This is a genomic window from Flavobacterium antarcticum DSM 19726 (genome assembly GCF_000419685.1).
Taxonomy (GTDB): Bacteria; Bacteroidota; Bacteroidia; order Flavobacteriales; family Flavobacteriaceae; genus Flavobacterium; species Flavobacterium antarcticum.
Genome location: NZ_ATTM01000006.1, coordinates 287,312 through 300,580, shown reverse-complemented (window position 1 = coordinate 300,580; position 13,269 = coordinate 287,312). Strand labels below are relative to the sequence as shown.

The 13,269-nt window shown below is 35.6% G+C and carries 13 protein-coding genes; 9 read left to right on the top strand and 4 right to left on the bottom strand.

The genetic code is table 11. The features are described 5' to 3' along the window. The 7 genes from YWA_RS0112335 to YWA_RS0112300 form a co-directional block, all read left to right on the top strand. Nucleotides 1-254, top strand: a 254-nt coding sequence (locus YWA_RS0112335; protein WP_022828823.1) for an IS3 family transposase, incomplete at its 5' end; no start/stop codon positions are given. Nucleotides 255-705: 451 nt separating this feature from the next. Continuing rightward, a complete protein-coding gene (locus YWA_RS0112325; protein ID WP_022828822.1) occupies nucleotides 706-2,859 on the top strand; it encodes a TonB-dependent receptor in 2,154 nt (717 codons plus the stop codon). A 267-nt stretch (nucleotides 2,860-3,126) separates the two neighbouring features. After that, nucleotides 3,127-3,759 (top strand): tetratricopeptide repeat protein, encoded by a 633-nt coding sequence (locus tag YWA_RS0112320; RefSeq protein WP_026718789.1) that lies wholly within the window; start codon nucleotides 3,127-3,129, stop codon nucleotides 3,757-3,759. Nucleotides 3,760-3,789: 30 nt separating this feature from the next. Further along, a complete protein-coding gene (locus tag YWA_RS0112315; RefSeq protein WP_022828820.1) occupies nucleotides 3,790-5,145 on the top strand; it encodes a 2TM domain-containing protein in 1,356 nt (451 codons plus the stop codon). Beyond that, nucleotides 5,136-5,504 carry a 2TM domain-containing protein gene (locus YWA_RS15085; RefSeq protein WP_022828819.1) on the top strand — a complete coding sequence of 123 codons (369 nt, stop codon included), beginning with the start codon at nucleotides 5,136-5,138 and terminating at the stop codon, nucleotides 5,502-5,504. The genes YWA_RS0112315 and YWA_RS15085 overlap by 10 nt, the downstream gene beginning before the upstream one ends. Then, nucleotides 5,473-5,790 carry a 2TM domain-containing protein gene (locus YWA_RS0112305; RefSeq protein ID WP_022828818.1) on the top strand — a complete coding sequence of 106 codons (318 nt, stop codon included), beginning with the start codon at nucleotides 5,473-5,475 and terminating at the stop codon, nucleotides 5,788-5,790. Before YWA_RS15085 ends, YWA_RS0112305 begins: the two co-directional genes overlap by 32 nt. Before the next feature lie 32 nt (nucleotides 5,791-5,822). Next, a complete protein-coding gene (locus YWA_RS0112300; RefSeq protein WP_022828817.1) occupies nucleotides 5,823-6,575 on the top strand; it encodes a LytR/AlgR family response regulator transcription factor in 753 nt (250 codons plus the stop codon). A gap of 62 nt (nucleotides 6,576-6,637) precedes the next feature. Here the strand turns inward: YWA_RS0112300 and YWA_RS0112295 are convergent, their stop codons facing one another. Beyond that, nucleotides 6,638-6,820: a CsbD family protein gene (locus tag YWA_RS0112295; protein ID WP_022828816.1), complete on the bottom strand. Its 183-nt coding sequence runs from the start codon at nucleotides 6,818-6,820 to the stop codon at nucleotides 6,638-6,640. A gap of 176 nt (nucleotides 6,821-6,996) precedes the next feature. After that, nucleotides 6,997-8,058: an Omp28-related outer membrane protein gene (locus tag YWA_RS0112290; RefSeq protein WP_022828815.1), complete on the bottom strand. Its 1,062-nt coding sequence runs from the start codon at nucleotides 8,056-8,058 to the stop codon at nucleotides 6,997-6,999. A 117-nt stretch (nucleotides 8,059-8,175) separates the two neighbouring features. On the opposite strand from YWA_RS0112290, the gene YWA_RS0112285 reads away from it, so the two are divergent. Both YWA_RS0112285 and YWA_RS0112280 read left to right on the top strand, forming a co-directional pair. Further along, complete coding sequence (locus YWA_RS0112285) at nucleotides 8,176-8,652, top strand: TlpA family protein disulfide reductase (RefSeq protein WP_022828814.1); 477 nt, start codon at nucleotides 8,176-8,178, stop codon at nucleotides 8,650-8,652. Between the two features lie 8 nt (nucleotides 8,653-8,660). Next, a complete protein-coding gene (locus YWA_RS0112280) occupies nucleotides 8,661-10,457 on the top strand; it encodes a DUF6029 family protein (RefSeq protein WP_022828813.1) in 1,797 nt (598 codons plus the stop codon). 76 nt (nucleotides 10,458-10,533) lie between these two features. On the opposite strand, the gene YWA_RS0112275 is transcribed toward YWA_RS0112280, so the two are convergent. Both YWA_RS0112275 and YWA_RS0112270 read right to left on the bottom strand, forming a co-directional pair. Then, nucleotides 10,534-11,553, bottom strand: a complete 1,020-nt coding sequence (locus YWA_RS0112275; protein ID WP_022828812.1) for a COX15/CtaA family protein — start codon at nucleotides 11,551-11,553, stop codon at nucleotides 10,534-10,536. Nucleotides 11,554-11,675: 122 nt separating this feature from the next. Beyond that, nucleotides 11,676-13,091, bottom strand: coding sequence for a CCA tRNA nucleotidyltransferase (locus YWA_RS0112270; protein ID WP_022828811.1), 1,416 nt, complete (start codon nucleotides 13,089-13,091; stop codon nucleotides 11,676-11,678). Nucleotides 13,092-13,269: the final 178 nt, after the last annotated feature.

The following is a 13,269-nucleotide window of genomic DNA, read 5'->3' as shown; positions in this document are numbered from 1 at the left end:
ACTCATATAAAGTAACACGTAGCATGAGTAGAACAGGGAATTGCTGGGATAATGCAGTAGCTGAAAGTTTCTTTAAATCCTTTAAAACAGAATTAATCTATGGCAATAAACTGATTTCAAAGGAACAAATGAAACTGCAAGTTTTTGAATATATCGAAATCTGGTACAATCAAAAAAGAAGACATTCAGCTTTGAAATATATGACAATAAAGGAATTTAACAAACAATCAAATAATTACAAAAATGTCGCTTAACTTAAACTCCACTTTTTATTTGCATATCCAAGCTTCAAGTTCTATCCCAAAGCTTTTACGCGGAAAAGCCATAACAGTATTGATTTCCCCAAAAGCAACACCTATGTTTTCCAAGCTTTGCGACGTGTTTTTAGCGTTTAGGGAAGGTTCCCCCAAGCAAAGGGAAGGCTCCCCCAACAAAAGGGAGATCTCCCCCGAGTAAAGGGAAGGCTCCCCCAAGCAAAGGGAGACCTCCCCCGAGTCAAGGGAAAGCTCCCCCGAGTCAAGGGAAGGCTCCCAAGAATTGCCTTATTCAAATAAAAAAAGGAATACTATTTTAGCTAGGCTATAAATGGTTGCCTCCTCTTAAAATTATTCCCCTACAATTCAGTACCATTTTTCTACAATTCAGCACTTTTAAATTTCAAAATAAAACCTTCTCCTGCATCTTTGTGCTATAAATAACTGCAAAATGAGAACAACAATTACTTTTTTACTTTTAACGCTTACGCAAATGCTACTCGGGCAAACGACTATTTCAGGTAAAGTGCTCGACGAAAAAAAGCAACCGCTTCAAGGAGCCAATGTCTTTATTGACGGAACCTACGACGGATCTTCTACCGATGCTAATGGAAATTTTAAATTTTCCACTTCCGTTAAAGGCGTTCAAATTTTGAAGATTACTTTTCTGACGTTTGAAACATTGGCACAAAACATTGCGATTGAAAAGTACCAGTCGCAAACTTTTATTTTGCGTGAAAGCATCAACAGTTTAGACGCCGTTGTGATTAATGCGGGAATGCTTGAAGCAGGCGATAAAGCGAGAGTTTCGGTTTTGAAACCCTTGGACATTGTCACGACCGCAGGTTCTGCAGGCGATATTGTTTCGGCTTTGCAAACCCTTCCCGGAACACAAACCGTGGGCGAAAGTGGACGATTGTACGTTCGTGGTGGCGAAAGCGATGAAACACAAACTTTCGTAGACGGACTTCGAGTGGCTCAACCGTATGGCGCTTCTGCAAATAATGTTCCTACTCGTGGACGGTTTTCCCCGTTTCTTTTCAGTGGAATTTCATTTTCAACAGGAGGTTATTCAGCCGAATATGGAGAAGCCTTGTCCAGTGTTTTATTATTAAATACCATTGACGAACCCGTTCAAGAGCAAACCGATATTTCTTTGATGACCGTTGGTTTAGGAGTAAGTAATACTCAAAAGTGGAAAAAAAGTAGCTTATCAGTGAATACTGCGTACATTGATTTGGCACCGTATCAACTCGCCGTTCCACAAGCGGTAGATTGGAATCGTCCGTATCAATCCTTGTCAGGCGAAGCGGTTTATCGGTACCAGTTTGACAACGGTTTGTTGAAAGTGTACACGGCTTTTGATGCTTCGCGCTTTGATTTGAATCAAGAAAATATCAATACGAATTTGAAAGACCGAATCAATTTGAACAATACTAATTTGTATTTCAACGCAGTGTACAAAGGATTTTTAGTCAACAATTGGCAACTAATTACTGGAGTAAGTTATGGTTTGGGACAAAATAAAATCGACTTGAATCAGGATTACGTGACGAATGAAGAAAACGCATTGCACTTGAAATTGAAAGTGTTTAGCAAAATTACAACGCGACTAAAGTTGAGTTTTGGAAGTGATTATTTCCTGACCAATTTTGACGAAAGTTATAAACCGTTGCAAAAAGGTAGTTTGAGAACAGGTTATACTTCTGGAATTTCAGCGTTCTATTCCGAAGTAGATTACTTCTTTAGCAAAAAACTTGCTTTCAATTTAGGAATTCGAGCGTCAAATAATAATTTACTGAATGCATCTTCGGTAAGTCCACGCGCTTCGGTTGCTTATAAAACAGGAAAATTCAATCAGTTTTCCTTTGCTTATGGGAAATTTGAACAAGCTCCAAAAGCAGACTATTTGAAATACCATTCCAATTTTGAAAACGAAAAAACGCAACATTACATTCTGAATTACACCTTTGCAAAAGAAGGCACCACTTTACGAGCCGAAGCGTATTATAAAAAATATGCTGATTTAGTGAAATTTGATTCTGAAAATCCCGTGTACAGCAGTAATTATTCCAATTCAGGTTTTGGATATGCAAAAGGTGTCGATGTTTTTTGGCGAGAAAATACACGAATTAAAAATTTAGAATATTGGATTTCATACTCCTTCATCGACACGCAACGTGATTACAGAAATTACCAACAAGAAGCGACACCAAGTTTCGTAGCAAAACATACGGCTTCAATTGTAACCAAATATTGGATTTCAAGTTTGCGTTCGCAATTGGGCATTACCTACAACTTTAATTCGGGACGCCCTTTTGAAAACCCAAATACGGATGGTTTTTTAAATGAAAAAACAAAAAGCTATTCGAATGTAAACTTGGGTTGGGCTTATTTAATCAGTCCACAGAAAATCCTGTATTTATCGGTTTCTAATGTGTTGGGAACTAAAAATGTATATGGATATGAGTATGCAAACACAGCCAATCAGCAAGGGAAGTTTGAAAGTAAAGCGATCGTTCCAACGGCAAGTCGGTTTATTTTCGTTGGTTTTTTCTGGACGATTAGTGCGGATAAAAAGAGCAATCAGCTTGATAACTTATAGGATGTTTTCTAGCCACGAATTACACAAGTTTACACAAAATTCGATTTTTAAGAGTAGTACATATTTAAAGAACCATTCTGCAATTCGTGTCCATTTGTGAAATTCGTGGTGAAGGAATACTAATTTTTAGCAACTATCAGATATACGATTGAGTCATCAATTACAACAGTTCAGTCACTTCCTTTTTTAATTTGCTCGAAAGTGATGCAAATTTGTTTCAGAATTAAAAGCGTTTCAATAAGCAATAATCTTCAAATAATCTACATCATGAAAAAATCTATTTTAACTTTAGTACTTGTACTTTCCGGAATTTTTGCGCAAGCTCAGAATCAATACGAACAAGGAATGAACAAAGCGTTTGAACTGTGGAAAACAAATAATACGACAGAAGCTGCGGCACTGTTTGAACGAATTGCTTCCGTGGAAAAGAACAATTGGTTGCCCAATTATTATGTGGCTTTAGTGAACACAACGGCTGCATTTCAAGTTTTGAATGACAAACAGAAACTGACCGCGTTGCTGGATAAAGCACAAGAAAGTTTGGATATTGAGTTTACTAAAAATCCTGATAATGCAGAAATTCTGGTTTTGCAAGCGTTAATTTACACGGCTTGGATTTCAGCTGATCCTATGAAAAACGGAATGACAATGTCCGGAAAAGTAATGGAATTTTACGCTAAAGCTGAAAAAATAGCACCCAATAATCCCCGCGTTGTTTTTGGCAAAGCAGAATTTGAAATTGGTGGAGCGCGATTTTTCAAGCAAGATACTTCGGCAATGTGTGCTCAAATTGAAAAAGCTGTTGCACTTTTTAGTACTTTTAAACCGGAAACTGTTTATCATCCAAACTGGGGTTTAGACCGCGCTTTAGAAGCTCAAAAAGAATGTGCTAAAAAATAGGTAACCATTTAAATTTGTAAGTAAAATCAAATGCAGAAAGTCGTTCAATATATTTTCAAAGTCATTTTTACAGGTCTGATTATAAGTATCGTTATTGCTTGCGTAATAATTGGTATCGAGTGGTTTTTTGGTCGCGTATTGACGGCTGATCATTCGCTTTTTGTTGAAATTGCCTATTATTGTTTGTATGGTGTCGTTCTGACTTTTGTCAATAGTGCTTTTTTTGATTACATCAACCATCAGGTAGTTTGGAAAAAATATTCAAAATACCGTTTATTACTTGGTGTCACAGGAAGTGTTTCGGTCACCATGTTGGGAACATTTTTAATACGGATGTTCATCAAGACCGTAATCGAACACAAAAACTTGACGGATTTTCTAGTGAATGAAAAATTTCGCTATTACATCGTTTCTTTATTAGTTACTATGGTGGTATCCTTATTTTTCCACACCATTTATTTTTATAAAAAGTCACAAGACAAGAAAGTCAAGGAACAGAAAATAATAGCAGGAACGGCTTCAGCACAGTTTGAGAGTTTAAAAAACCAAATAGATCCACATTTTTTGTTCAATAGTTTAAATGTGTTGAGTTCGCTGATCGAAGAAAATCCTGAAAATGCCCAACGATTTACGACGTCTCTTTCTAAAATTTACCGCTATGTTTTGGAACAAAAAGACAAGGATTTAGTTCCGGTTTCAGAAGAATTGGCTTTCGCCAAAACCTATATGAATCTTTTAAAAATGCGTTTTGAAAACAGTTTGTTTTATGAATTGCCCGAAGAAGTTCCAAATCCCGATGCTAAAGTAGTGCCATTATCGTTGCAATTGTTGCTTGAAAACACGGTAAAACACAATGTAGTCAGCGAACAAAAACCGCTTTACATAAGAATTAAAATTGTGGATAATAATTTAATAATCGAAAACGACTTACAGAAAAAGGAAGTTCTGCAAGACCGAAGAGGTGTGGGATTGCAAAATATAATCAATCGCTACGCAATACTAACGCAACGAAAAGTGCGTATAGAAGAATCAGCAGCTGTATTTTCGGTTAGTATTCCGATTTTAACCAAGCAAGTTGCAGTTATGGAATCAACAGATAAAATTACAGAAGATCGGTATTTAAAAGCACAAAAAAAGGTGGAGGATTTAAAAGGATTTTACGGTAATTTAAGTTCGTATATTCTAGTTAATTCTGGTTTAATTATTTTAAATTTGGTTACAAGTCCAGGTAATCTTTGGTTTTTCTATCCGTTACTGGGCTGGGGTTTAGGCGTGGCTTTACATGCGATGTCTGTATTTAATTACATGCCTTTTTTAAACCGCGATTGGGAAGAGAATAAAATCAAGGAATTGATGCACAAAGAAAAAACGTCCCGATGGAAGTAGATGCACAAAAATTCGTTTTAGAGGAAGAGATGCAGTATCAAAAGGCGAAGAAAAAGGCGAGAAACATTCGTGATTTCTACATCAATTTGAGTTTGTTTTGTCTCTTTATCCCCATCATCATTGGAATTAATTTATATTTCGTTCCCGAATACCATTGGTTTTGGTTTTCCATTTTAGGTTGGGGAACAGGAATGCTCATTCATGGATTAATCGCTTTTGAATTTCATCCAATCGTCACTAAAAATTGGGAAGAGCGAAAAATCCGACAGTTTATTAAAGAAGATTTGGAACGCGAAAAATTACACATTACTATAAAAAACAAACAAAATGGAACGCATAAGAACACCCGAAGAAATTAGATTGCAACGCATTACTAAACGAGTACAGGACATTAAAGGTTTTTATAAACATTTGGGTTCTTATATTATCGTGAACCTTATTTTAATTGGAATGATTTATTTTCAACTGGATAAAGGCGAAACCTTCTTTAAATTCTCCACATTCTCTACTGCATTCTTTTGGGGAATCGGACTTGCTTTTCACGCGTTCAATGTTTTTGGTAAAAATGCTTTTCTTGGTGCTGATTGGGAAGAGAAGAAAATCAAGGAATACATGAACCAGAGTCAAAATTCAAAGTGGGAATAAAAACGCTAATTTAATTTTATAAACATTCAGAAATGAACATCATTATTATTGAAGACGAAAAACCTGCTGCTCGACTGCTGCAAAGAAAAGTAGAACTGTTGGGTTTAAAAGTGATCACTATGTTGCATTCGGTGGAAGAATCCATTCATTGGTTTTCAAATAACCAACATCCTGATTTGATTTTTCTGGACATTCAACTTTCGGACGGACTTTCATTTGAAATTTTTGAAAAAGTGAAAATTAATAGTGCGATCATTTTCACCACAGCTTATGATGAATATGCGTTACGAGCTTTTAAACTCAACAGCATTGACTACTTACTAAAACCCATTGACGAAGAGGAGTTGAAAATTGCCGTGGATAAATTCCAAGTGCAATTTTCAAAAAAGGAATCGCTTTCGTTAAACTTTGAGCAAATTCGCAGTATGTTCGCTCCCACAGAAAAAGTCTATAAGTCCCGATTCACAGTGAAAATTGGTACTCAAATTAAAATAATAAATGTGAGCGAAATTGAATGTTTTTTTAGTGAAAACAAAGGAACGTACATTCATACTTTTGACAACAGAAATTACCTTCTGGATACAACACTTGAAATTTTAGAAGAAGAATTGGAGCATAGAAGTTGGTTTCGTGTAAGTAGAAAGTTTATTGTTCCACTTACTGCGGTAAAAGAAATTGTTGTGTACAGCAATTCGCGTTTAAAAATCATTCTTCCTACTTATAAAGAAGAGGACGTTATTGTAAGTCGTGAAAAGGTAAGTGATTTTAAAAATTGGATGGCATAAAAAAAGCTATCTGAAGTAAATACTTTAGACAGCTTTTTCTAATTTTGGTTGATTAGGAAATATTAATCAAATAAAGATTTAATTTCTTTCTCTGTTTTACCTAATTTTTGTTGCAATTTTCCCCACATTTCTTGTTCTTGACCCTCTTCGTACATCAAGTCGTCATCGGTTAAATCAGCATACGATTTTTTTAGTTTACCTTTTAACTCTTCCCAAGATCCTTTAATTTCATTTGAATTCGGCATAATAAATAATTTTATGTGTTAGTACTATTCTTTTCTATTACAAAGTTGCACTTATTATCAGTGTTTTACTTTACGGAATTTCTTTAATTTTTTACGGGATTTTAATTTGACATTAATACAGCACAAAAAAAAACGCCTCCAAAAGGAAGCGTTTTGATTTGATTTTCTTTAAATTGTTATTCAACAATTTCGAATGTTTGGTCGTCTCCGCTAACTGCTTTTCTAACGTTCATTGCTTTGTTGTCTGATCCAACAACGAATGCTACGAATTCCATTTTTGAAGCGTTAGTAACATTTGCAGGTACAGGTAATGAATACGTTTTTGTGTACGTGTTTTCGTATACAGATTCTCCTGCAGGAATTTCATCTCCTAATATGTTCGTATAAGTAGCTCTTAAAACGTGGTTGTGTTGAAAACCTACAATAGTTGAACCACCACCATAATGACTAGTGTAGTTTACTTGATCGTAAATTAATCCATTCTCTAACGCATAAACTACTAATTTAGTTCCGGTCATGTTTTTACCAAATTGTGTTTTAACAGTTAAGTTAACTGTTCCATTAGCAACGGTTGCTTTCATAGCTAAACCTACTTTTGGTGCAGTACCTTGTGTAAATGAAATCACTTGGCCAGAGTTAGTCGCTTCGTCTCCACTCCATTTCGTGATACGGTTTAATCGCGCATCAGGATAACCTGTTAATCCAATTAAGCTTAATAAAGGACTAGCTGCTGCAAAATGATAAGGATCTGTTTGTGCGCCACCACCTGATCTGTGGATCGCAACAGGAACTGCATAATCAGTTTGTGACATCACTAAATCAATTCCTTGTGCAACGCGAGGACAAAAGCCACACCATGTTCCAGTGTAGTCTTCGATCAATACTCTTTTTACAAAAGATGTTGATGGTCCGTCTACATAAGTAACAGTTGTAGAAGCTGTTTTGCCGCTGTAGTTTGCTTTTACGGTGTAGATTCCTGCTGCATTAGGAGAGAAGCTTGCGTTTGTTAAAGGTGCATTTACGCCTACAACTGAAATAACTGAAGTTGCAGTAACATCAAGATTAGCTTCTGTTTTTACCGTAAAAGTAGTTGGTACTCCTACGGTTTGAGTAGCCATACTTGGAGTGATTGTAATTGAAGTCACTTCAACTGCTGGTCCTCCGTTATCTTCCGACGACGAGCAAGAATAAAGTGCTACGAAAAAAATACTTAAAAATAAAAATTTCAAAATTTTCATAATAATTTGGTAAGGTTAATTAGTAATTTATAGATGACAATATTAAAGCATTTTTTTTCAAAACTACAATTTAATCGGTTTTTTTTTGTTTAATTTGCAACACTAAACAACTAAATTATGAAAAAAATAGCATTACTACTTTTATTTGTATGTACCGCTGCAACAGCACAAAAGGAACTTCCAAACGTTAATTTAAAGTCGCTTGACAATAAATCAATGAACATTAAATCAGATTTTAGCGAAAAGGATAAAGTCTATGTTTATGTGTTTTGGGCAACTTGGTGTGCACCTTGTATTCAAGAATTAGATGCAATAAATGATGTTTATGGGGACTGGAAAGAAGAATTAAATATGGAAATTATTGCGGTTTCTATAGACGATGCACGAACAGGAAAAAGAGTAAAACCGATGGTGAATGGTCGCTCATGGGATTACACCGTTTTGTTAGACACCAATCAAGATTTAAAAAGAAGTTTATCGATTGCAAATCCACCCTACACTATTGTAGTGAAAAACGGAGTGATTGTATCTGAACAAGCAGGTCATGCTCCAGGAAGTGAACACGAATTCTTTGAAAAATTAAAATCTTTATAAGCAATTTAATGAACAAAAATTTAGCCTTAGGTATTTTACTTTTAACAGCGTTAAATGTATTTGCCCAACAACAAAACGATACTGTTAATAAAACTAAATTAAAAATTAACGGTGGTTTCGAGTCAAACGCTCAATGGTATTTGAATGATACAGAACGAGATATCAAGCATCCTGAAGATCCATTCCGTTCTAATAATTACCTGTTTTTAAAAGCAAATTACGGAAAATTTACGGTAGGTACTCAAGTAGAATCGTACTATAAACAAGCACTTCTAAATTACAATCCTGCGTTTGAAGGAACGGATTTTTCACTTTATTACGCAAATTACAAATCTGATAAATTAGATCTTACTGCGGGACATTTTTACGAACAATTTGGAAGTGGATTGATCCTTCGCGCTTGGGAAGACAGAGCGTTGGGAATCAACACCGCACTTCGCGGAGGTCGTGTAAACTTTAAACCTTTCGAAGGGGTTTCAATTACGGCACTTTACGGTAAACAAAAATCTGGTTTTCACGTTTCGGAGGCTAATATTTTTGGAGCCAATACCGATCTTGATTTAGCGACACTTTTTAAACAAGAAAATTTTGGATTGACAGTCGGTTTTAGTTACGTGATGCGCGATCAAGAAGTTTCTGAAACAGCATTTGATCCAGATCAAGTAAATCCACCATCAATTAGCCAACAAACGGGTGCTTATTCGGGAAGATTAGGTTTTTCTAAATCGGGATTTTACATATCTTCGGAGTACAGCTTTAAAGACAAAGAGCCAGTATTGGAGACCAAGGCGGTAACTTACAATTTCATAAAACCAGGAAATGCATTATTGTTGAACTTCGGTTATTCTGAACGAGGCTTTGGTATTGACGCGACGTTGAGAAGATTAGAAAATATGGTTTTTTTAAGTGATAGAGAACCAGTTGTTTATGGTCCTGAACTGCTTAGTACAAATTATAACGATCGTGTTTTAAATTTTACACCTTCTTTAACGAAGCAGCATCACTCCAATTTGGCTAATATTTATGTGTACCAAGCACAAAACAAAGTGTTTATCGATCCCAATGGCGTGAAAAAAGCAGGTGAAATTGGTGGCCAATTTGATATTTTTTATAATTTCAAAAAAGGAACTTCGTTAGGTGGTAAATACGGTACGAAAGTAGCATTGAATGCGTCAAATTGGTTCAATTTAGATGCGGAATATTCTACACGTGCTGTACAAATTAGTACACCAAATGCTGAATATACGTTTGATGTGAATGACTACGATGCGAAGTTTTTAGCGGGAAGTCAAAAATATTTTTCGGATTACAACATTGAAATTTCTAAGAAACTCTCTAAAGATTTCAGAGGTAGCTTGATTTATGTGAATCAGTATTACAACGATCAATATATTAGAGGAGTTGCCTTTGATAACGTAGTGAAAACCAATATAATCTTTGCAGAGGGAATTTATACTTTTTCCGGAGGTAAAGCAATAACCGCAGGTTTAGAGCACATGTGGGCTGATAATGATAGAGGAAATTGGGCGTCGTTATCGCTGGAGTATAATCATAATATGAACTGGTCCGTTTATTTAATGGATATGTACAATTATGGTTATGAAGAAAATACGGAACTAATAGCGGGAGATATTGATGCGTTTGACATCCATTTCTATAATGCGGGAGTTACTTATAGAAAAAACAGCTCACGATTCTCTGTTGGTTACGGCCGTCAAAGAGGTGGACTGGTTTGTGCAGGAGGAGTTTGTAGATTTGTTCCAGCAAGTACTGGAGTTTCCTTTACAATTACTACTTCGTTCTAAAACAGAACAAGTTTATAACAGAAAAAGCAGTTAACTTCACAAAAGGTTAACTGCTTTTTTTATGCTTTTAAAAATTTTATTTACTCAGTCGATGCAATGTATAAACCATCGCGGTAAGTAGGAAAGAGGCCATGATTTGATGTGCTAAACCCAACCATAAAGGGACGTGTTCTAAAAGCGTAAAAACACCTAATGCAAACTGCATAAAAACAAATAGTAGTAGCGTGTTTAAACCTCTCTTCTGACTTGTCACCAATACAAATTTTCTTGACTTATAATATAAAAACAAGATCAAACCTACTACAAAGTAAGCGACGGTTCGATGCACAAATTGTACCCCGCTTTTTCCTTCGACCAAATTTAAAAATAATGTTGGTTGCTCGATTAAAACCGTTTCATGCATGAATTTTCCTTCACTCATCATTGGCCAATGGTTGTGAATTAATCCTGCATTTAAACCTGCTACGAAGCCACCATAAATGATTTGAAGAATAAGTACAGCGAGCGCTAATCGTGCCGTATTTCTAAGCGAAACAAACACAGTTTGGCGTTCCGGATATATCAAATCTAAAGCTACCCACAGCGTATATGCAAATGTTAGAAACGCAAAAGTCAAATGCAAGGAAAGTCGGAAATGACTCACATCTGGATTGTCTATCAAGCCACTCTTCACCATGAACCAGCCAAGGAATCCTTGGAAAGCACCCATTAATAAAAGAACGACACACTTTTTAATTGTAGCAGTATCTAATCTTTTACGGATTAAAAAGTAAGCAAATGGAATGATAAAAACCAAACCTATTATTCTTCCAATAAAACGGTGGAACCATTCCCAGAAATATATAAATTGGTAATCGTCAAGTGTGAAATCATTGTGAATATTGATTTTCTGATATTCCGGAAATTTCTTGTATTCGTCAAATGCATGTTGCCAACTTTCTTCAGTCAGCGGTGGAAACGTATCGGTCACTAAATGCCAGTCGGTCATGGAAAGGCCTGAATTGGTCAGTCTAGTAATTCCGCCTACGACGACCATAATAAACAACAATAAACAACCTGAAAGTAGCCAAATAATGACTGATTTATCTTTTTTCATTTTTATTTAATTGAAAAGTTTTGCTGCAATTTTATACAGCAATTTCAACGATCAAAATCTTAAATTTATTTTTTGCCAATGCAAAAATACACACTCTAAACAAGTGCAAGAAAAAACATTCGTTAATCTTTATTTAAACCCATTTTCAACGCTTTTTTGGTCACAAATTCTAATGCTGCTTCATATTCATTGGGAATGTGTCCTTCTAAAATTGCTTCTTTCACCGATTCCTTTAACGTTCCAATTTCTCGTCCCGGTTTCAAATTAAATAACTCCATAATTTGTTCTCCGGAAATTGGTGGCTGAAACTGACGTACGTGATCGCGTTCTTCTACTTCAATAATTTTCTGCCGAACGAGGTTGAAATTATTGTGGTATTTTTTAAATTTCGATGGGTTTTTAGTAGTTATATCTGCTTCGCACAAAGTCATTAAATCGTCCACTTCTTCGCCTGCATCAAAAACCAAACGTCGTACGGCAGAATCTGTGACTTCATCTTGTGCCAAAACGATGGGACGCGAACTCATGATCACCATTTTTTGTACGAATTTCATCTTCTGATTCAACGGCATGTGAAGCCTTTCGAAGATTTTCTTTACCATTTTTCCGCCTAAAAATTCATGTCCGTGAAACGTCCATCCTTGTTTTTTAGTAAAGCGCTTTGTGGGTGCTTTTCCAATGTCGTGTAATAAAGCTGCCCAACGAAGCCAAACGTCATTCGTGTTTGGAGCGATATTATCGACAACCTCTAAGGTATGGTAGAAATTATTTTTATGGGTGTGGCCTTCAATTTCTTCAACTTGATTTAAATCCGTCAATTCCGGTAAAATGTAATCAAGTAATCCTGATTTATAAAGCAATAAAAATCCAGTAGAAGGTTTGTCCGTCATCAGAATTTTATTCAATTCTTCCACGATTCTTTCACCTGAAATAATTGAAATTCGATCCTTGTTGTTAGTAATTGAGGCAAAGGATTCGGCTGCTATTTCAAAATCTAATTGCGATGCAAAACGAATTCCTCGCATCATTCGCAAAGGATCATCCGAATACGTGACATCCGGATTCAAAGGTGTTTTAATTGTTTTTTGCTCCAAATCAACCAATCCATTAAACGGATCTAATAATGCTCCGAAATTAGTTTTGTTCAATGACAAAGCCAAAGCGTTGATCGTAAAATCCCGTCGGTTTTGGTCGTCTTCTAAAGTGCCGTTTTCCACTAATGGTTTCCGACTGTCAAAATTATAGGATTCTTTTCGAGCGCCAACAAATTCAATATCCGTATCTTCAAAACGCAACATGGCTGTTCCGTAATTTTTAAAAACTTGTACTTTTGGATTTTTTGGAAGGAGTTCTGAAACTTTCAATGCCAACTCAATTCCACTTCCTACGGCAACGATATCAATGTCTTTTTTGGCAGTTCGGTTCAAAAGTAAATCACGAACGAAGCCACCAATTACATAACTCTCCACATTTAGTTGTTCGGAGGCTTTTGCAATAACATCAAAAATTGGATTTTGTAAATCTTTACTGTAATTCATATTATTTAACCGTAAATCGGTAGATTTTCGCTACGAATTCACGAATTTTTTATGTAACTATTCTTTTGTATTGTAGCAAATTAGTGTTGAAATTTACAATAATCGCTGACTTCAATTTAGAAATTTTTAAATCATTTATTTCTTGTGCAACATGTGCTTCATAAATAGTTGTTTACGA

Bases quoted from the DNA above. Each gene is read 5' to 3' on its own strand.
- YWA_RS0112325 (WP_022828822.1), top strand. From the start codon at position 706: ATGAGAACAACAATTACTTTTTTACTTTTAACGCTTACGCAAATGCTA.
- YWA_RS0112320 (WP_026718789.1), top strand. From the start codon at position 3,127: ATGAAAAAATCTATTTTAACTTTAGTACTTGTACTTTCCGGAATTTTT.
- YWA_RS0112315 (WP_022828820.1), top strand. From the start codon at position 3,790: ATGCAGAAAGTCGTTCAATATATTTTCAAAGTCATTTTTACAGGTCTG.
- YWA_RS15085 (WP_022828819.1), top strand. From the start codon at position 5,136: ATGGAAGTAGATGCACAAAAATTCGTTTTAGAGGAAGAGATGCAGTAT.
- YWA_RS0112305 (WP_022828818.1), top strand. From the start codon at position 5,473: ATGGAACGCATAAGAACACCCGAAGAAATTAGATTGCAACGCATTACT.
- YWA_RS0112300 (WP_022828817.1), top strand. From the start codon at position 5,823: ATGAACATCATTATTATTGAAGACGAAAAACCTGCTGCTCGACTGCTG.
- YWA_RS0112295 (WP_022828816.1), bottom strand. From the start codon at position 6,820: ATGCCGAATTCAAATGAAATTAAAGGATCTTGGGAAGAGTTAAAAGGT.
- YWA_RS0112290 (WP_022828815.1), bottom strand. From the start codon at position 8,058: ATGAAAATTTTGAAATTTTTATTTTTAAGTATTTTTTTCGTAGCACTT.
- YWA_RS0112285 (WP_022828814.1), top strand. From the start codon at position 8,176: ATGAAAAAAATAGCATTACTACTTTTATTTGTATGTACCGCTGCAACA.
- YWA_RS0112280 (WP_022828813.1), top strand. From the start codon at position 8,661: ATGAACAAAAATTTAGCCTTAGGTATTTTACTTTTAACAGCGTTAAAT.
- YWA_RS0112275 (WP_022828812.1), bottom strand. From the start codon at position 11,553: ATGAAAAAAGATAAATCAGTCATTATTTGGCTACTTTCAGGTTGTTTA.
- YWA_RS0112270 (WP_022828811.1), bottom strand. From the start codon at position 13,091: ATGAATTACAGTAAAGATTTACAAAATCCAATTTTTGATGTTATTGCA.